At 55.2% G+C, this 19,371-nt stretch carries 16 protein-coding genes; 8 read left to right on the top strand and 8 right to left on the bottom strand.

From position 1 onward, the window contains the following. Nucleotides 1–101: 101 nt before the first annotated feature. Both BM449_RS01675 and BM449_RS01670 read right to left on the bottom strand, forming a co-directional pair. Nucleotides 102–2,537: a plasma-membrane proton-efflux P-type ATPase gene (locus tag BM449_RS01675; protein WP_071799811.1), complete on the bottom strand. Its 2,436-nt coding sequence runs from the start codon at nt 2,535–2,537 to the stop codon at nt 102–104. Nucleotides 2,538–3,174: 637 nt separating this feature from the next. After that, complete coding sequence (locus BM449_RS01670) at nt 3,175–3,435, bottom strand: hypothetical protein (RefSeq protein WP_145537049.1); 261 nt, start codon at nt 3,433–3,435, stop codon at nt 3,175–3,177. Between the two features lie 562 nt (nt 3,436–3,997). On the opposite strand from BM449_RS01670, the gene BM449_RS15190 reads away from it, so the two are divergent. The 3 genes from BM449_RS15190 (at nt 3,998) to BM449_RS01660 (ending at nt 5,939) form a co-directional block, all read left to right on the top strand. Further along, nucleotides 3,998–4,579 carry an IS110 family transposase gene (locus tag BM449_RS15190; RefSeq protein WP_205526844.1) on the top strand — a complete coding sequence of 194 codons (582 nt, stop codon included), beginning with the start codon at nt 3,998–4,000 and terminating at the stop codon, nt 4,577–4,579. Nucleotides 4,580–4,594: 15 nt separating this feature from the next. Continuing rightward, nucleotides 4,595–5,344, top strand: a complete 750-nt coding sequence (locus BM449_RS15185) for a transposase (RefSeq protein ID WP_205526843.1) — start codon at nt 4,595–4,597, stop codon at nt 5,342–5,344. A 157-nt stretch (nt 5,345–5,501) separates the two neighbouring features. After that, nucleotides 5,502–5,939, top strand: a complete 438-nt coding sequence (locus tag BM449_RS01660) for a hypothetical protein (protein ID WP_162922826.1) — start codon at nt 5,502–5,504, stop codon at nt 5,937–5,939. 355 nt (nt 5,940–6,294) lie between these two features. Here BM449_RS01660 and istB read toward each other — a convergent pair whose 3' ends face one another. Beyond that, nucleotides 6,295–7,062 carry an IS21-like element helper ATPase IstB gene (gene istB / locus BM449_RS01655; protein WP_233831211.1) on the bottom strand — a complete coding sequence of 256 codons (768 nt, stop codon included), beginning with the start codon at nt 7,060–7,062 and terminating at the stop codon, nt 6,295–6,297. After that, nucleotides 6,977–8,395, bottom strand: a complete 1,419-nt coding sequence (gene istA / locus BM449_RS15280) for an IS21 family transposase (RefSeq protein WP_071799807.1) — start codon at nt 8,393–8,395, stop codon at nt 6,977–6,979. The genes istB and istA overlap by 86 nt, the downstream gene beginning before the upstream one ends. 263 nt (nt 8,396–8,658) lie before the next feature. Here istA and BM449_RS01645 point away from each other — a divergent pair, with 263 nt between their 5' ends. The 4 genes from BM449_RS01645 to BM449_RS01630 all read left to right on the top strand — a co-directional run bounded on the left by BM449_RS01645 (nt 8,659) and on the right by BM449_RS01630 (nt 14,609). Beyond that, the gene (locus BM449_RS01645; RefSeq protein ID WP_145537345.1) at nt 8,659–9,642 is read left to right on the top strand and encodes a hypothetical protein; all 984 of its coding nucleotides are present in this window, start codon (nt 8,659–8,661) and stop codon (nt 9,640–9,642) included. A 417-nt stretch (nt 9,643–10,059) separates the two neighbouring features. Further along, entirely contained in the window at nt 10,060–11,550 is a 1,491-nt protein-coding gene (locus BM449_RS01640) for a hypothetical protein (protein ID WP_162922825.1), read from the top strand. A gap of 6 nt (nt 11,551–11,556) precedes the next feature. Then, complete coding sequence (locus BM449_RS14875) at nt 11,557–13,176, top strand: hypothetical protein (RefSeq protein WP_233830942.1); 1,620 nt, start codon at nt 11,557–11,559, stop codon at nt 13,174–13,176. A 44-nt stretch (nt 13,177–13,220) separates the two neighbouring features. Continuing rightward, nucleotides 13,221–14,609 (top strand): glycosyltransferase family 4 protein, encoded by a 1,389-nt coding sequence (locus tag BM449_RS01630; RefSeq protein ID WP_083544329.1) that lies wholly within the window; start codon nt 13,221–13,223, stop codon nt 14,607–14,609. Between the two features lie 68 nt (nt 14,610–14,677). On the opposite strand, the gene BM449_RS01625 is transcribed toward BM449_RS01630, so the two are convergent. From BM449_RS01625 to BM449_RS15275, 4 genes are all read right to left on the bottom strand, one after another. After that, the gene (locus BM449_RS01625) at nt 14,678–14,902 is read right to left on the bottom strand and encodes a transposase (RefSeq protein WP_233831209.1); all 225 of its coding nucleotides are present in this window, start codon (nt 14,900–14,902) and stop codon (nt 14,678–14,680) included. Nucleotides 14,903–15,376: 474 nt separating this feature from the next. Further along, complete coding sequence (locus BM449_RS01620) at nt 15,377–16,726, bottom strand: IS30 family transposase (RefSeq protein WP_162922824.1); 1,350 nt, start codon at nt 16,724–16,726, stop codon at nt 15,377–15,379. Nucleotides 16,727–16,761: 35 nt separating this feature from the next. Further along, nucleotides 16,762–17,460 carry an IS3 family transposase gene (locus BM449_RS01615; protein WP_083544326.1) on the bottom strand — a complete coding sequence of 233 codons (699 nt, stop codon included), beginning with the start codon at nt 17,458–17,460 and terminating at the stop codon, nt 16,762–16,764. Beyond that, nucleotides 17,369–17,608, bottom strand: a complete 240-nt coding sequence (locus tag BM449_RS15275; protein WP_233830939.1) for a hypothetical protein — start codon at nt 17,606–17,608, stop codon at nt 17,369–17,371. Before BM449_RS15275 ends, BM449_RS01615 begins: the two co-directional genes overlap by 92 nt. 328 nt (nt 17,609–17,936) lie before the next feature. On the opposite strand from BM449_RS15275, the gene BM449_RS14870 reads away from it, so the two are divergent. Continuing rightward, a complete protein-coding gene (locus BM449_RS14870; RefSeq protein ID WP_145537368.1) occupies nt 17,937–18,992 on the top strand; it encodes a hypothetical protein in 1,056 nt (351 codons plus the stop codon). Nucleotides 18,993–19,371 lie beyond the last annotated feature (379 nt).

The following is a 19,371-nucleotide window of genomic DNA, read 5'->3' as shown; positions in this document are numbered from 1 at the left end:
GCCCTTGCTGTTTAGTTGAACCACTCTGGCGGAGTTGATTCCGCAACGCTCATCCACTAACGCCCCATATTCTGACCCTAAAACTCAGCGATTGAAAACAATTAGGAGAATTTCAATCGACGCGGTATTAGAAGCCAATAGGCGAGTAGCTTCACGCGGTCATTGACAAGGAACCAAACCAGTGCGTAGCCCCAAACGAACAGTGCCCAGCCCCAGCCGAGCGGTGTCATGAAGAACCCATAGACGGCGATCACCGTGGCAAGAGCCTGGGTGCCGAGAACGGCGAACCATAGAATCCTTGCGGGACGAATCGACCAGAACGGTCCTTGTGTACGTGTCAGGAAGATGGTTAAATGTCCTGCGATAGAGAGTTTTAGGTACATCAAGGTCTGGATATGGTCGCGATCTAGTAGAAAAACACGCTCTCCCAGATAAAATAATCCAAATGCAGAGATTACGCCCATTACGCCCAGCACGGTAGAGATGCTTAGCACTAAGCGCATATCCCATACTTCAGGCTGATCGCGATAATGAACGCGGTCATAGGCGATCGATAATATTGCACCATCGTTGAGTAATGCCAGTATGACGATCATGACAGCGGTGACAGGATAGAAGTTGAACACCAGGATTGCCAATGTCATCAACAACAGAACGCGCAGCGTTTCGGTGATGCGGTAGATCGCGTAGCTGTTCATCCGTTGAAAAATGCGGCGACTCTCCTTGATCGCTTCAATAATCACCGACAGTCCAGGCGTCAGCAGCACAATGTCTGCGGCTGCCCTTGCCGCCTCTGTTGCATCCGAAACAGCAATGCCGCAGTCCGATTTTTTCAGCGCAGGGGCGTCATTCACACCATCACCGGTCATGCCAACAAAGTGACCGTGTTTTTGCAGCACATCGACAATATGGAACTTGTGTTCAGGGAACACTTGGGCGAAGCCATCGGCTTGCTCGATGGATTTAGCTGCCGCCGTTGTCTCTTGCTGCTTGACATCGCCCAGACTGCTGGCATCGAGAATAGTTGTGCCCAGCCCCAGTACTTTTGCTGTTTCCTTAGCGATCGCGAGTGCATCGCCTGTCACCATCTTGATCTGAACACCCATCTTGCTTGCCGTAGCGATTGTGCTCTTTGCATCGCCCCAGGGCGGATCGAACAAGGGGAGAACCCCTATAAATTGCCAGGGCCCATCCCCTTCTGCTCGCGCTACTCCCAACGAGCGAAACCCTCGTGCCGCAAATGCATTGACAGCCTTGTCAACGGCCATTTTAATCTCCTGAGTGTTTTCAGCTAAAGCAAGAATTACCTGCGGTGCTCCCTTGGTCACCTTGAAGGTCCTGCTGTCACTACCCTTGACTGTAGATTCAGTACGTTTATGCACTGGGTCAAAGGGGATAAAGTGGACGATCTCGTAATTATTTAGAGACTGGTTGCTCTTTATCCCATCCAATACAGCGAGATCAATCGTGTCATTGTTTTCCGAGCGTGATGCCAGCGCACCATAGAGAATGACCTCCTCGACAGAACTTGAGTTGACACAAAAGGGATCTCCTAAAGTTAACTTATTCTGGGTCAGTGTGCCAGTTTTATCCGCGCAGAGAACGTCTACACCTGCTAACTCTTCGATTGCAACCAATTTGCTTACGATCGCCTGTTTCTTGGCAAGCAATCGGGCTCCAACGGCCATTGTGACCGAAAGAACCGTCGGCATGGCGACAGGAATCGCCGCTACTGTCAACACCAAGGCGAACTGCAAGGTTGTAAGGATGGGATCCCCTCGGATGATCGCAACGACAATAATTAGCGTTACAAGCCCCAAAGCCAGGACAATTAGATAATTGCCAATCTTCAAGACTGCCTTTTGAAAATGGCTGACTGTCTGTCCTGTCTGCACGAGTTGCGCGGTCTTACCGAAGTAAGTCTTTGAACCTGTCGCGTAAACTATTGCACTGACTTCCCCCTGGCGAAGGATTGAACCTGAATATATGGCCTCGCCAGACTTGCGTTCAGTGGGTAAAGATTCGCCAGTCAGAGCGGATTGATCGACTTCGACTGGATCCCCATCAAGCAGGCGGGCATCGGCGGGCACAATGTCACCAAGTCGCAGGCGGATCAAATCACCTGGTACCAATTCACGAGATGCGATCGTGATCCACTGTCCATGCCGTTTGACTCGCGCTCTTACAGACAGCTTTGCCTTCAGTGCAGCGATTGCGTTGCCCGCCTCATGTTCCTCCCAGAAGCCAACAAAAGCATTGGAGATCAGCAACAGGAGAATGATGAAGAAGTCAGGCCAATGTCCCACTATTGCCGAAAGAACTGCTGCAATTTCAATCATCCATGGAATTGGTCCCCAGAAGTTCTGGAGAAAAGCCAGAAAGGGATTGGCTTTTTGTTCTTTTAATTCGTTTGGTCCGTACCTAGAAAGGCGTTGATCAGCTTCCTCTTGGCTGAGCCCTGTCTTAGATGTTTTGAGTTTTGCTATCAGATCAGGTATTGATAGATTACTTGAAAGCTCTGTATCTGTTGATTCCATTTCTGAGCTTTTCGATTGACCTGATCTTGTTCTCATGAGCCCTCCCTTGCTGTTGCTTTGTGTCGATGAAGATGATAACTATTTAACATGGCTACTCCTGTCGGGCTTGATGCTTGAGATGCGAAAACTTATTGTGGGTATCTTGAAAAGTACGCACGACTCCCTGTCGGCCTTTGAGCTATGTAATTGAAGCTGTCCATTTGGCATAGCTGAATGGGATAGTGTTGATTCTGGGATGTGGAGAGGTACATCCATAGGCTTTGAGATATATTAGGTCAATATGATGGCCTGCTCTAGGCGATTCTCTGTGAGAGACTAAGCTCGCTGTTTGATCATAGACACAGCCGTTAACCCATCATCAATGCTAGATGGAAGCGGACTAACTTGAAGCCATGGAGTTGGATGTCTGCGGGATCTGCGCGTTCGCAGGATGAGTTTTTGGCGTCTCAGGTCTGGCTTGGAAATGATACTATTTCAAGGTGCCCGCTTAATGGGCCGATAGTCGATATCTGAGAAAAGTAGTTTTTATAGAGTAGATCTGCAACTTTCGCATCTACAGAAAATGAAAAAATATGGCGGATTTGTCTATTGTGGTGACGATGTGATTTATGCATGAGGCATGAAAGGGCAACTAATACTAGTTCCAAAAAGCAACGAGTTCTTTGGCTTCGTCAACCCCTCTAGAGCGCCCATCGGTCATCATGGGTTTAATCGAGGTGGGGTCAACGAGGCTCTTGATGTGCGTCATGCCTGGAGACAAGCCGCACACAATCAGTTTGGTTTTGGTGCCCTGTGCTTCAAGGGCCTTGACTTCAGCTTGAAGTGTATTGGGCATGACTGATGTGCGAAGCCCATGTTTCACAGCATTGCTGCCACCGTCTGTCAGGGAAACAATCACGGCTCGCTTAACGCCTGCCACCACGTCTGCGTGGGTACTAGTTTGGGAGACTCCGCCGTCCATGCAAAGCCTGTCGTGCAACCAGGTAGGCCCCATGCCTCACGGTAAAGACGAACTGGCTGCACATGAAACGATAATGGGGATGCCTGAAATGTGGTTTACGACAAGTCATTCTGCAGTTTAGCAATCATTGACATTCGTGTAAAGCTTCTCGCTGGGCCAATCAGTTTGGCCAATGAGTCGTTCGATGGATTTATACCAGTCGTCTCCCCCGGTTTCAGGAAACGTACCAGTACCCCTGAGCACGCCCTCGCGTCCGAAACACCCACGGCCAAGTCCAAAGGCCGTTGCCAAACTGGCCATGGGTAAGTCAGGCCATGGCCGATGACATCTTTGGAGACTTGTTCCCGCAAGGAAACGTGGTCTGGGTTCTCACAGCGCTCCCTGCCCTGGCGACGACACTTCTGGAGTAATCCCGAGTGTTGATCCCGATTAGGAAAATGTTCATTCTTTAGCGCAGAACCTGCTTGGCTTCCCTCCTCAGACCCATTGCAGTGGATGCATGCCAGGAACTTCTTCCCCCTCTCGCCTCCGCCGTGCGCGCCTAAGAGTGGTCAATCCACGTTCAGCAGGAATCGACATCGGCAGTCGGTTTCATGTTGTAGCGGTACCAGCGGAGCTTGACGATGACCCAGTACGGAAATTCTCAAGCTTCACCAATGATTTGAAAGCTATGGCTGAGTGGTTGCTTGCCATCGACATCAAGACGGTGGCCATGGAATCGACTGGAATCTACTGGGTTCCACTCTACGAAATACTAGTGGAATATGGCATTGAAGTCTATCTGGTCAATGCTAGGCACGTCAAGAATGTTCCCGGACGGAAGACTGATATCAGTGATGCTCAATGGTTGCAGCAACTTCACAGCTACGGTCTTGTTCGCGCAAGCTTTCAACCAGATCCCTGTATCGCCAAGCTCAGGGCTTACTTCCGGCAAAGGGATGTTTTGGTGCGTTATCGCTCCTCGCATCAGCAACACATGCAGAAGGCCCTCATGCAAATGAATCTACAGTTGCATCATGTTGTGAAAGACATCACTGGTCTGACTGCACGCAGGATCATTGATGCCATCCTTTCAGGTTAAAGAGATGCAGAGGAGTTGGCCGCACTGCGTGATCCCCGCTGCAAGGAGTCACAAGCAACGATAGCTGCCGCTCTAAACGGCAACTATCAAGAAGAACACCTCTTTGAGCTTAAGGTTGCAGTCGAGATGTTTGATGCTTATTCAGTAAAGATTCAAGAATGTGAATTAGCCGGTCAAGTCGTTCTGAATGACCTGGCCGGGGATAGCTATGTTGAGCCTGAGAAGCAAGCAAGCGACTGGCGAATCATGGGCAATGGTTTCTCGTTCAATCCTCAGGCCTTGATTACAGCGTTAGCAGGCCAAGACCTATTAAGCCTGCCCGGTTTAGGGCCTGCAACGGTGATTACCTTGATCAGTGAGTGTGGGCTTGACATGACCCGCTGGCCAAGCGCCAAGCATTTTGTCTCCTGGCTTGGCTTGAGCCCACAAAATAAGATTTCTGGTGGCCGGGTACTTTCCTCGCGGACACGACAGGGAGCAACTAGGGCCGGCAGCGCTTTTTGGATGGCAGCAGTGCCAATCAGCAGAACCAGCACTGCCTTGGGTGCATTCCAGCGGCGGCTATCTGCACGGGTTGGAAAAGGCAAAGCATTGATAGCTACAGCGCGCAAGATTGCCATTCTTTACTATAATATGTTGCGCTATGGCATGGCATTTCAAGAGCCGGGGGCTTTGGCTTACCAGCAGGCATCACAAGAACGACACGTGCGTGGTCTGGAAAGGCGTGCAAAAGCGCTTGGTTACAAACTGGTCGCAACCGGATGAATGGCCGAGATCTCTGATGGCCGTGGGTGTTTCTTAGGAAGATGTCACCCCTCTCGTCAGTACACCTGGGGGCTTGAGGACATGATCAATGCGCGGATACAGCGAGGCCGTCAAGGCTGATGTGAGAAGGCGGATGAGCCCGCCGCACAGGCAGAGCGTGGCCAGGATTTCAGAAGAGCTGGGCATCCACGTGATCACCCTCTACAAATGGAGGAAGACGTGGCGGTTACAGGGGGAGGTGGTGCCGGCATCGGAGAAGGACCCAGACGGCTGGAGCGCTGCCGACAAGTTCACGGTGGTGCTGGAGACCGCTAGCCTGAATGCCACTGAGCTCAGCGCATGCTGCCGGGAGCGGGGCCCGTTTTTCGAGCAGGTGGAGCGTTGGCGCCAGGCAGCCCAGGATGCCAATGCCAAGCCGGTGCTGACGATGGCCGAGCAGAAGGAGCTCGAAAAGCTCCGCGCCCAGGACCAGCGAGAGATCAAAGCCCTCAAAAAGGAGCTGCAGCGCAAGGAAAAGGCCATGGCGGAGATGGCGGCCTTGCTGGTGCTGCGAAAAAAGTGGGAAGCCTTCTGCTCGGAGGACGCGGAAGGCTGACCACTGCTGCGACTCGGCATAGGGCCATTGAGCTGATCGCCGAGGCGAATGCAGCCGGTGCCAGGCTGGCGAGTGCCTGCGCTGAGATCGGGCTCAGCCTGCTGTCCCGTGTCAATCAGGTTGATGGGTGGCGTCAATCTGGTTGACCGGTGGCATCCCCCTGTTTTGAACCTCCTGCAAGCTTGAGGTTCCATGTAGGTACTGGATCTTGACCATGCTGTCGCGTGACGTCAATCAAGTTGTGGGTCGGGCGTCAATTTCAAGGCTGGTGGGCCAGTTTTCGTGTCGCCGCCTTGTTTCTGGCGAGCTGGGTTGCTGCGGCCATTGATCGTGACGGCCATGTCGCCCGCGTCAATTACATAGGCGGATCACTGGAATCACTAGAAACCCTTGCAGCAGCTTCTTTCTGACGGTAGCTCTCGCCTTTGATGCCCACGATGTGGCAGTGGTGCACCAACCGGTCCACCGCTGCCACGGTCATGGATCCACTTGGAAAAATCGTGTCCCACTCGCGGAACGGCTGGTTGGAGGTCACCAGCAACGAGCGGCGTTCGTAGCGGTGGCAGATCAGCTCAAACAGCACCGAGGTTTCCAGCTCGTTGCGGCGCACGTAGCTGATGTCGTCGATCACCAGCAAGGCGTAGCGATCCAACTTCTGGATGACGGCCGGCAGCTCGTAGCTGGCCTTGGCCTTCTGCAGCAGCTGCACCAGAGCGGTGGCCGGGAAGAAGCGGCAGGGTTGATCCTGCTCGATCATCGCCATTGTGATGGCTATGGCCAGGTGGGTCTTGCCCACGCCGCTGGGGCCAAACAGCAGCAGATTCTCGGCCTGCAGCAGCCAGGTGTGGCTGCGGGCCAGTACCTGCAGCTCCTGCCAATGCTTGGCCTCGATCTGCTGCTGATCAAAGCCATCGAGTCCTTTCTGCCAGGGCAGATGAGCCTCCCGCAGGAGGCGCTGGTGCCGTGCCAGCTGACGGTGATCCACCTCCTGCTCGCAGAGGGCATAGAGGAACTGGCCGGGGCTCCAGCCCTCGGCCTCAGCCTGCTGAGCGAGCGGCTGCCAGTGGCTGCGGAACCGCGCCAGCTTGAGCTGTTTGAGCAGCAGCGGCAGGGCCGCTTCCACCGCCTGAGAGCGGGGCACCGGGGAGGAGGTGGTCATAGGAGGCCAGCAGGTGTTGGGGAATGACGAGATCAGGCAGGTTGCCTGTGCGGGGCGGCACCCGGAAGCGCTGCTGCAAGAGCGAGAGGGACAGGGTTTTGCGCTGCTGCGCCTGCTGCAGAAAGGCGAGCACCAGCTCAAATGACGCCACCCGCACGGCGACATACAGCGCTTCGACCATCAGCCGGGCCGCCGCGTCGCGGTCACCGCTGGCAAGCAGGCGCTGCCAGACATCCCACCAGCGGGTATCAGGGAACAGCTGGCGTTGGTAGCGGCAATGCAGCAGGGCGCGGGGTTTGGCGCGCAACCCATCGATCAGGTGCTCCAGGTCGATACACCAAGCCCGGGGTCCATGGCAGCCGCTGCCGTAGACCCTGGGCAACTGGCAAACCCAGTCACTACCGAGGTAAACGATCAGCCGGTCATGGTGCAGCCGCACCGTGACCTGACGGCCAATCAGGCTCGGCGGCACGGAGTAGACGACCTGCCGCACCTCGATCGTGCTGGTGCTACGCACACGCACAGTCAGCAGCTCGTAATCTGCGAATCGGAAGGCAGGCAAGGTGCCCAGGACCTCGAACTCCTGCTCATAGCGCCGCTGCCGTGGGGCATTGAGGGCACTGAACACCTCGGAGAGCAGCTCGCCGTATTCGGCCGGCTCGTCGAAATCACAGCTGCCGCGCAGCAGCAGCTTCTGCTCCAGCCGCCGTTTGACATGGCCATGGGGCGCCTCGACGATGCCGTTCTCTTGGGCCACGCCGCGGTTGTTGCGGCTGGGAGCAAGGTGGTAGTGGGCGCAGAGGGCTTGGTAGCGGGGCGTGATGTCGATGGCGTAACTGCCATCACGATTGCGACTGGCAGCCGAAAGCCGATCCGTGCGCAGCTCTCTGGGCACACCACCGCAGGCGGCCAGGGCGTTCTGCAACCCTTCTGAGAGAGCCACAAAGCTTTCGCCGCCGTGCACCACCTGGCCGTAGGCCCAGCCGCTCCAGGCCAGGCGGTAGTGGAACAGCAGGTGCGGAAAGGGCTCGCCCCGCACTGTGATCTCCACCCGCTTGACCTTGGTGAAATCGCAAAAGCCGATCTCGCCGGGCTGATAGGCCAGGGGGAACATCACCTCCGGCGGTGGGCCCTGCAACGCCTTCCACTGCTGCACACGACGCTGCAGGGTGCGTTTGACAGGAATCCAGTCCTGGTCTGGCTTTTTCTCCTGCAGGTGCTCCAACAACGTGGTGGGCGTCAGAGCTGGATGGCGCTCCAATAACGGCACCAACAGGGGCTCCCAAACCTCAACCAACGGGTCAGGTCGGCGTCTGCTGGGGGCTTGGCGGCTTTGGGTTGGAGGCGGCCTGAATCGATCCGGTGAGCACTACTCACCGAGATACCCGCCGCTGCAGCAGCCACCTCCTGGCGGCTGCTGACTCGTCGTTTGGACATGTACAGCGCAATCTGTTGAGCGGTAAGGGGAGCTGGCATGGGCCGGTGCCCTGCGCATGGCAACTGGATTCAGCTCAGCCCCTCAAGAGCGGTCAACCTGTTTGGCGCGACCCCTCAACCAGATTGTCGCCGGATAGCAAGGAGTCTGATGTGGCCGTGAACCTGGTGACTCCTGAGCATCCCCACTACGGCAGCGAGGCGGTGTTGCACAGCCGCAACTTCGGTGGCACCGAGCTGATGGCGATCCTGCCGGCAGAAGGCCGGCTGCTCGATCAGATCCGCAGCTACCTCAAAACGGATCTCTACATCCGCCAGAACACTGGCGGCGACGACGAGACGTTGAACGCGATCCTCAGCGTCAGGGCCCGGCAGAACACCAGCCGCCGCCAGGAGATCAACCTGCAAGCGGCCGCCCTGTGGCGAGATGGGCCCGATGGCGTGGTGGTCCTGTGTCGCGGCGACACCACACTGTGTGAGATTCCTGCAGCGGAGATCCAAGGTGCCTGGGGTGGTCTGTGCCGGGGGACAGTGATCGCAGCGGCATTCGTGGCGGTGATGGCCGAGAGGATGGGCGTGGCTCCAAATCTGATTCGAGAGCGGATCCTTGACTTCGATTCGAGCCACAATCCAGGTCGATCTGAAAGAATCGATACTCCTGGGCGATCCATCGTTCTGAGCTGGGCGGGAACCACTGAAACGCTACAGTCCATTTCTGTGCTGATGGAGTCGCTTAACACGAAGCCTAACTCCCGCACGCGGATCTTGCTTCGACTGGGCTTCGTCGCTGCTGATCACTGGATGTGCTCCATGGCAGCTGAAGCCTGTCGGCTGTTCGATGTGGTCCGGATTGCACGAGGTGAACAGGATACTGGTCGCGTTGAGGAAGAGGCTGTGGCGATGATTCTTGAGGCCGGTTATGCAGCCGATCCGGGGGTGGACCTTCGCTATGTCGGAGAGGTCCATGCCGCCATCCCCGCTTTCCTCAAGGATGCCGCTCCGGGTGATCCCGTGCTGGTTCATGCCCTCAATGTCCATACGGCCAAGGCTTGTATCCTGGAGTGGCTCCATACGGAATCTATGGGTCGGTCCGAAGTAGTGGGAGCCTGAGTCGTGGCGCTCCCCTCATCCGATCGGTCTCAGCGATCAGGACCACGAGGCAAGAACTTCTCTCTTCTTCGTTTCTCGACCCAGTTCCGGGTCTATCAGGGCATGGGCTACGGAATCCGTCAGCCTTTCCTTGAAGGCCGAATCGGGATCCTTCGTGACAGGCCCACAGCAGCAGGCAAGGTCAGGGACTTCCTCTCCAGGGTCGTGGAGCCTGATGCAACTCATGGCGATGGGGGCAGAGAGTCCCCCGTCCTGGATCTCCTCGATGGGATTCTGATGACCCATCTCGAGATCCAGCGCCTGGCGAATCTTCCTGTGTTCGGACCCTATCACTCGTGTCCTGCAAGGATCGAGGGGAGGGATGTCCCCTTGGAGGCGCACGATCTTTTCCTTCCCTACTCGTTTCCACGGGCTTCGGTGGACACCCTGCGCTGGCTTGAATTCCTGATCAATGCCTTCGTCCAATCTCCTGCTGCCGTGAACAATCGCCTGGAGGAGATTCACCGGAGCAGGGATCAGTTGATCAGACAACTGAGTGCCTTTGGCCTGAAGGGGACCAACAACTTCTATTTTGTCAAGGCGGCCCATGAGCTGGCCCTACCGGTAATTCGGATCGACAGATATATCATGGCCATTGGCCACGGTGCTTCAACACGCTGGATCGACAGTTCTCTGACGGATCAGACTCCTTGCATGTCCGTGGCTCTGGCGAAAGATAAGGCGCGGACAGCCTGCTTTCTTAAGCAGCATGGGCTGCCTGGGCCCACCCATCAAATCTGCCGTTCAGAAGAAGAGGCCATCCGGCTGGCAGGTGAACTGGGCTATCCCGTGGTGATCAAGCCAGCGGACCAAGAGCAGGGCCGCGGGGTCTTTGCTGGTTTGAGGGATGAGCAGTCTGTCGGGATGGCCTATCGAGAGGCTGCAAAGTTATCTGGGAGGATTCTCGTCGAGAAGTTCATCGCTGGAGAGGACTATCGATTCACAGTCGCTCATGGTCAAATCGTCAAGATCATGCACAGAATTCCCGGCAGAGTTGTTGGCGACGGCAGGACAACTGTTGCTGGTCTCGTGCTCAGGGAGCAGTCCTCGGAGCTGCATCAGAGGATCTGGCGAAGGACTGGCAAGATGCGACTCGAACTCGATCCAGAAGCTCACATGCTTCTTGCCTACCAAGGGCTAGATTCTCTCTCAATTCCTAAGGAGGGCACTGTTGTGAGGCTTCGCGGCAAAGCGAACATCTCAGCAGGTGGAACCCAAATCGTGATCGACAAAGACCAAGTACATCCTGAGAATCTAGAGCTTGCACTTCATGTTGCGCGAACCTTCCGGCTGGACATCGCCGGAATCGACCTGATCATACCTGACGTTAATGTGTCGTGGAAGGATGGCGGAGGCATTGTCTGCGAGGTGAACGCCCAGCCTCAGATCGGTACGTTTGATACTCCCTTGGTTTACCATGAGATCTTGGCTAATATGCTTACATGTGCAGAGCCTGTCCTGGTTCACCTTTTGATAGTTTCTGATGGCATGAAGCCTGGGGTTCTGCATGCGCTGGCCCATGAATTGGCGCGGCAATTGCACTGTAATGGGCTAGTCCTTGCTGACGAGGCCTGGATTGATGAGAAGCCATTGGCGTGTAAGTCTCCCAATGGCTTCTCCGCTGCTCAGATCCTGATTCAGGACCAACGCCTGAGATCAGCTCTGATCACGTTGAGAACCAACGAGATTCTTCAGAGGGGGCTTCCTGCTCCCTCATTTGGCACATGCACTTTGCTTAGCGATGCCTTGCCGCAAGACCACCCAGACTCCGAGCGGCTCTTGCAGCTGATCAAGCCCCACGTCAGCAAACTGCGAGTGGTTGATTCGGCAGTAAAGACCTCGATTCAGACTCCCTTCCTTACTCCGTGATAACCCATGACTGATAGTGTCAAAAGATCTGTTATTGCGCTTGGAATCGATGCTCCTAATACTGAGCTCCTTATGGACGCATTGGATTCTGGGGAGCTTCCATTTTTGGCTTGGATGCGCTCGAATGGTGCGACAGGTAACTATTCTTACACTAAGCTTTTCCTGAACGAATCCTGTTGGGATGTTTTTCTCACGGGACGAGCTACAACGCATCCAGGATGCTGCTTTGATGCACAGAAATATCTCTATGCTGTTCTGCCAATTCACAGAGACTCGGCCTCGCTGCCACTGTTCTATTCCGGCCATGCTTCTCATCGAATCTGTGTGTTCGATATGGTGGCGCCTATGTCTTCTGATCTCAACGGCCTCCAAGTAGCAGGTTGGGGGAGCGAGACCAATACATTTGCTCCCTTGAGTCAGCCAGAATGGTTATTGGCAAATCTTGAGAGTGTTCATGGGCTCTATCCGCCAATCGAAGATGGCCTGAAGTTAATGATTGATCCGATCTCAGGCAAGCCTGAGCGCTCTGTTTCCCTTCCCAGTCTTTATATCAAGAAGGACTTGCTGAAACTTCAGAGACAATTGTGTGAATCTGTCCGCCGTCGAACGGCTATCTGCGCTGAGCTTCTGCAAGCAGAAGACTGGGATCTCTTTCTTTCTCTTTATTCAGAAAGCCATACAGCGAATCACATGCTTTGGCATTTAGGGGAAGGAGCTCTGCCCTCGCAGGCTGATGAATCTCCTGAAGGGAATTCGCCGCTCATTGAAGTCTATCGCGAAATTGACCGATCACTGGCCAGGCTGTACACACTTGCGCGTCACGATACTTCATTTATTGTCTACACCATTGATCAAGTATCGGCCAACCATATGGATGTGCCCAGTATGGCGCTTCTTCCAGAGCTGATGTATCGCTGGGCCTTTCCAGGTGAGACCGCTATTGGCTCAACTTCTGAGGTTGGATCCCCAGTGCCTTCTAGGCGCTACGACTATGGAGAGCACTGGAAGGCTGAAGTCTGGAAGACCGTGGGGGAGGCGGCGCAGGCTCTGATTTCCAGTCCCTTTGAGCAGGAGGCTTCGGGAGATCCACTCAGCTGGAATCCGGCCAACTGGTTCCGAAACTTATGGCCCCGCATGCGGGCTTTCGCTCTCCCCAGTGTGGCAGATGGCTATGTGCGTCTGAACGTCCGTGGGCGTGAGGTGGAAGGCCTGGTCGATGCTGCGGAGTTCCTCCCCACTCTTCATGAGCTACGTGACTTGCTCCTGCGATGCGTGAATCCCCGTACCGGGAAATTCTTGGCACATGATGTGTTGATCATGCGAGAAACGCCTTTTGAAAGTTCTCACCTGCCCCCTGACCTTATCGTGCGCTGGGGTGATTCTGGCCCTCCAGCTGATGTATTGGATAGCGAGGAGTTTGGTCGAATTGGCCCTCTTCCCTTCTTCTGTTCTGGAGGGCATGTGATGCATGGGACCGAGGTCAGTAACCTGCTTCTCGCTGTTGGTCCAGGAATCAAGCCAGGTGAAAAGCTGCGTCATGGTCGACTGGAGGACCTGCCGGCCACCATCCTTGCTCTTGCAGGCCTCCAAGCAACTGAGCCTTTTGATGGGGAGAGCCTGATCTGAAGACATTTCGAGTTACCCTTCATGACTACAGGACCGATCCAGCGTTGCCCCAGCGTGATGGCGTAAATTTTGCCCACGAGAACATGACTTGGCTGTTGAAGCATCGGTCAGGGCCTGCTTTAAACGTGCACTTCCATGATTTTAATCGGCTGCTTTCTGATGACTCTTACGCAGTCGAAATGTTGGCCAATGCCGACTGTGTAGTGAGCAATGTAGGTCCTCATGCGCATTATTATTTCTATCTCCGAGAACACCTTCGACTTTCCTATCGAATCGTCCGGGATGTGCATACTGCTCTCTGGAGCGGCTATCTATTTCAAGAGTTTCTTTGCCATCCTTTTCTTCGGTACGACGACACGCTCTTGGTGCCCAGCCGCTACGCTCGGGGCGTATTTGAAGCAATCTTTCCAGGGCTCAAGCATTTTCCTTCACTTCTTTCTCATCCACTTGCTGTGTGCTTTCCGGAGCGTGAGCGGATTTTGTCTAAGCGCTCTCGGAACACTGACGCGGACTTGATTCTTGGTTATCTAGGGCGCATCTCGGAAGACAAGAACTTTCCAGATCTCGTGCGTTTGTTAATTGAGCTGAATCAAGAGACTAAAAGTTTGTCATCCCGTCGCTACAGGTTGTTCGCCTGCGGGCACAACCATTCCTCCAGCTGTGAGCCGCATTTAGTTGACCAGATGTTGGTACAGGCGCTCGGCATATCCGATGTCTATAGCTATTCCCCTGCACGCTCGAGTGCCGAGATCTGGGACTTCCTTGCCAGGATCGATGTGCTGTTGTTTCCTACCACCTCTAATCTGGAGACGCTTGGACGAGTTCTCATTGAAGCCAGTTATGCAGGATTGCCGGTGATCTGTAGCGATCATGCTGCGGCGTCGGAGTTGATTGAGCCGGAGTATCTCTGCCCGGTCCAGTATCGGCGGGGCCTCGTCTACAGCTGCCACAGCGATCACTCGCTTGGTAGTGTGGATCTTGAGTGGATGAAGCGATGTCTTCTTGAGCGAGAGCTTAAGCCGACCACTTGTTATGAGTCTTATCTTTGTCATCCCGATCGCCTTATTGATGCTTTGAGTACAACTGGATCTGAGCTTCGGACCCTTTGTGAGCCCCTGGTTCTTGCCGAATCGCAGCATGCATTTATTCGTTCGATCGCTATCTCCATGCCATCCTTCGCGCATCGTCCATCTGAATCTCTTGGCCTCATAGCCTCACTGATTCCCTGGTTCCTTGGGCTGCAGGGTCTTGTCCCAGCCGTGTCCCGTAAAAACTGGATTCAGCGCCTCGTCGGGCTGACGGCCCACCCAGTCAGAACTGCTCGATTCATCGAGCGAACCAGGAATACCAGCCAGGATTTTACCGATGTTGGGGCGATCGATATTGAGCTATGCAACGTGGCGAACTTTCTGCCGACCTTTTCCCTGGATTGATCGCTGCCGTTGGCACCACATGAACAGGACAGGCCACACAGCCCCTTGGGATCTGAGGTGGGTGGCTTTTATTGGACAGATTCGGCCCCTGACATCGTAAACCTCGGGCGGGAAGAACAGGGTTGAATCTGACTGTAGACCTCATTGGGGGTTTTGCCGCCCAATGAGCTATGTGGTCTTACATGGCAGTACCTCCAAAGGAATCGGGCCAAGCTGATTTCCGCTTCCCAGCCATCGCTGTAGGCACGGAGATACACCTCCTCATATTTGACTGTTCTCCATAGCCTCTCCACCAGGATGTTGTCGTAACAGCGCCTCCGTCCCGACCAGCTGACCTTGATCTCCTCTGCCTTGAGCCTTGCCACGAAGTCACCGGAGGTGAACTGGGTGGATTCCACCGGTCGTCGCAACACCGGGTTGGAAAAGGAGCATAAGGGCTTGTAGATACGGGTTTTCTCAGCTGCATCATTTTTAAATTTCTTTTCGATCAGTTAGTAACGAGCAGCAGCGGCTGGGCCCCGCCCGCTTGCGGGCGGTTCCACCTCGTCGGCAATCGGTGGCTGACGCCCCCGCTTGCCGCCAAGGCGGTTTGTTCAGAGGGAAAAATGGATCACCGGCTCACTTGATGATCGTTTCAACAGACGGTGCCTATGGATCCAAAAGCCAGTATGCACAGTGGTTTTCAGGGAGAACAGAATGCCAGATCTGTCGCTTAGGTCCGATGGCAGCGATGCGCGAGAACACCGTCGCGAATTAGAAAGGGGATTTCACAAAGCCCTCAGATGATTGTCAAGGGCCTCAGCAGGGGTCCTCCATCCGAGGGTTTTGCGTGGGCGTGTATTGAGTGCCAGGGCGACGGCATCAAGCTCGTTACGGGAGTGTCGGGACAAATCAGTACCTTTTGGGAAGTACTGCCGCAGCAGCCCGTTGGTGTTTTCATTCGACCCGCGTTGCCAGGGGCTATGCGGGTCGCAGAAGAAGATCCTCAGGCCTGTGTCGATGCGGAGTTGAGCGTGTTGTGCCATCTCAGCTCCCTGGTCCCAGGTCAGGGATCTGCGCAGCTGAGCAGGAAGCGTGTCGATCGTTGCAGCGATCGCATCGCGAACCGCCTCTGCACCATGTCCGGTCAGTGGGGGGCCGTTCTTGATCCGTGGCTGTTCTCCATGGCCCTGCATGCGGGGCAGGTGCAGCAGCAGGGTGAATCGGGTGGTGCGCTCCACGAGCGTTCCAATCGCTGAACTCTTGAGCCCCACGATGAGGTCGCCTTCCCAATGCCCCGGAATGGCGCGATCGTCAACCTCGGCCGGCCGCTGGGAAATCATGACCTCCGGGGTGAGGAAGTTCTTGCCGCTTGCCTGGCGCCTTGCGCGAGGAACACGTAGGGCACGCCCAGTGCGCAGGCACGCGACAAGTTCCCGTTTCAACGCTCCACGGCCCTGAACATAGAGAGCCTGATAGATCGCCTCATGAGAGATCCGCATCGACGCATCATCAGGAAAATCGATACGGAGCCGGTTCGAGATCTGCTCCGGGCTCCAGGAGGTCGCCCAAAGCCGGTCCTGACGACGACCATGCCTGCGGCCGATCCAGCTTGTAACAGGACCCGGCACGACATCACCGTTCGGGCGGGTGATCTGGCCAGAAAGCCGTTCCTGGACATACTTACGCAGGTGGCCGTTCCCGGCGAGCCTGGCAACTTTGGGACGTCTGGCGCGACGTTCAGCATGCCACTGTGCCGTTGTGGCCCGATAGGCCAACGCATTGCTGCGTGTTGAGGAATTACGGCGCAACTCTCGGCAGATGGTCGAGGCGGAGCGACCCAGCTCACGGGCAATGGCGCGGACTCCCAGATTCCTCGCCCAGAGGATGGCTATCTCCTCCCGCTCAGAAAAGGACAGGAAACGGCCCGAAGGCGGGTTCAGATCGATCGGAGGCATCCCGCCAGCATTGCGGAACCAACGCGTTCCAATCGCTTGAGGGATGCCCGCCTCGGATGCGGCATTCTCGCTCGATAACCCCTGAGCGATCGCCATCCAGAAAAGAACTCGATGCTTGTGCTGAGCTGTCGAGGGACGGCCAGGAGAGGGGATTTTCCCCCTCATCGAGCGAACGGCCATCTGCCGCTGATGCTTGCTCGTCATCCCAAAATCCCTCAGTGAATGAGGTGTTGCGACGACCACTTGAAACCGAGCTGACACCCCTGATCGGAGTGGAAGATCTGTGGCTTTCTCCCACCAGCAAGAGCCATCTCCAAGGCCTCCAGGCAGAATTCCGTGTCAAGGCTGCCCGTGAGTTTCCAACTGAGTACATGCCGGGAAAACAGATCCACAACAGCCACGAGGTAGAGGAAGCCTTTCCGCAGCGCGATATAGGTGATATCCGTTGCCCAAACCTGATCCACTTCCTTGACCTCCTTGAGGTCCACCAGGCAGGGAAAGCGCTCCGATGGATCAACTGGCACTGTGGTGCGTGGCTTCTGGTAGATGGCCCGTAGACCCATGCGCCGCATGAGGTTTCGCACGCGCTCACGGCTGATCGGGATCCCTTCTCTGGCCAGGTAGTCCACCATCCGGCGGCTGCCGCTGCAGGGATCCTCCAGATAGAGAGCATCGATCCTGGCCATGATCCGCAGCGTCGATTCACGCATCGGTGTGGGCCGGTAGTAGAGCGTGGATCGTGGCAGCCCCAGCAGCTCACACTGCCGGGTGATGCTGATCTCAGGGTGATCGTGGTCGACCAGCTTGCGCAGTTCACGGGCATCACAGCAGCTGAGACTTTTTTTTAAGCCACTCCAGCTCCATCTGGAGACGACCGATCTGCTGGAACAGCTCCGCCTCCTTGGCCTGTACATCCTCCTTGGCGTTGCTGCTCTTGCCTCGGCCTAACAGCTCGCTGGCGCCCTCCAGCATCTGCTTCTTCCACTGGCTCACCTGGATTGGGTGGATCGCGTGATCAGCGGCAATCTCCTGGAGCGTCTTGCGGCCACTGATCGCCTCCATGGCGACCCTGGCCTTGAACTCAGGGCTGTGGTACGGCGTTTGCTCAACTCCTTCGGAGAAGGCTTCGCCAACGGTAGGAGCCCCTTTCAGGGGCGGTGCCCCGCCTCAAAGGTTAACGATGGGGCTTGTCGAGAAAACCCAGACCAACTTAGTCTGTTGGCATCAGTCCCATGCGGTCGAACGGATCCGCTAAATTGGGTTATTGCTTTAACTCGTGCCTTCACCCCGCAGGTAGTTCAGCTTGGCAATAGTGTTCAGTATTGCTATTGCCTATTAATAACTTACTTTAACCACTGTGACTGTCTTTGAGCTACATCGTTTCCGATAAATGATAAAATTGTTTGTTCCTGCAATCAAATCAGTCAATAGACAAAGGAGCCAGGTTATCCCTACAGTACTTAATACACTGATTGGAATCACTGGTGGCTTGCTGGCGGGAGTATATCAAGCCCATGCTGCTAACTTTAACAATCTTGAGTTCCTCTCTGGATCGACACCAGGCAGTGAAGTGCTCAACCTAATCAGTCCAGGTCAGGTACTCAGTGGAAACACACCCTTCAGCTACAACACCATCAATGACCTCACCGGCGCCAAACTGGTTAGCAGCAATGGCGATCTCAATGACTTCACCCTTTCTGCAAATAGTGCAATTGGCTTCGGCGGATATGGACGTGTGGTACTGGGAGCTATAGGGTCGTCGTCTCCATTCCCTGCGGTAACTTCCGGAAGGGTAGGAGCCAGCCATGGCTACACCACCGGTGTTATCAGCAACAATCCAGGCACGATAACGGCGAATAGTTTCGAGTTACGCTTCAATGCCAACTTGGGCGTTACTGGGGCGTCTTTCGATTTTGCTAGTCTCAATACCGCTGGTACAACCTGGGAATATTCGGTGATCCAGTTCCTCGATTCACAGGGGAATCCATTCAGCTCTTTGATCAACACTGCGCTCACCTTCACTCCCGGGGCTGCCTCTCAATACGTTGCGGCCGGTGGCGGCTTTACTGGCCAGGCGGGCTTAGGCAACTATGTAGCGGCTTCAACCTCAACAGTGATCGGCGTAGGCTCGAACAGCACTCAAACGGGAATGAACGGCACAAACAACAATATCCCCAACTTAAGCTACATCGATGTCGGGCTTTCAACTGGCACCCAGATCGGTGGAATCCGATGGACGACCTACTTAGAGGATGTGCGCGGGACCGGCAACAGTACTACCAACCTCACTTCCGCCCTGGATGCTTTTACCATTACGGGTACCGTCACGCCTGTCCCAGGTCCATCACTACCAGGACTTGGGGTCGTAGTCATGTTCGGCTACATACGCAAGCTACGTAAACGCCTGTGTAAGATCAACTCACCTTCCCTTCAATCGCCCCCCTAACCGCAAGGCTAACTCGAATAGTCGATGTCAAACATTTTAGTCTCCGCTAACGCTCTCCATTTATAGCGCTGGTCCCCCCTCTGCCTGACAAGATGACGCCTCTCCATCCCGACCAACTTTTCCACCAGGGGGCTTGATGGAGCAGTTCAATGCACGGATACAGCGAGGCCGTCAAGGCTGATGTGAAAAGGCGGATGAGCCCGCCGCACCGGCAGAACGTGACCCGGATTTCAGAAGAGCTGGGCATTCACGTGATCACCCTCTTCAAATGGAGGAAGACCTGGCGGTTACAGGGGAAGGAGCAGTTCAAGACACGTTTCCAACAAGAATAGTAGTCGACATAATATTGCTGTTCACCACGTCAAATGCATCCGTCAGG

The organism is Synechococcus sp. SynAce01, assembly GCF_001885215.1.
GTDB classification, from domain to species: domain Bacteria; phylum Cyanobacteriota; class Cyanobacteriia; order PCC-6307; family Cyanobiaceae; genus Regnicoccus; species Regnicoccus frigidus.
This window is presented reverse-complemented; position numbering and strand designations above follow the sequence as displayed.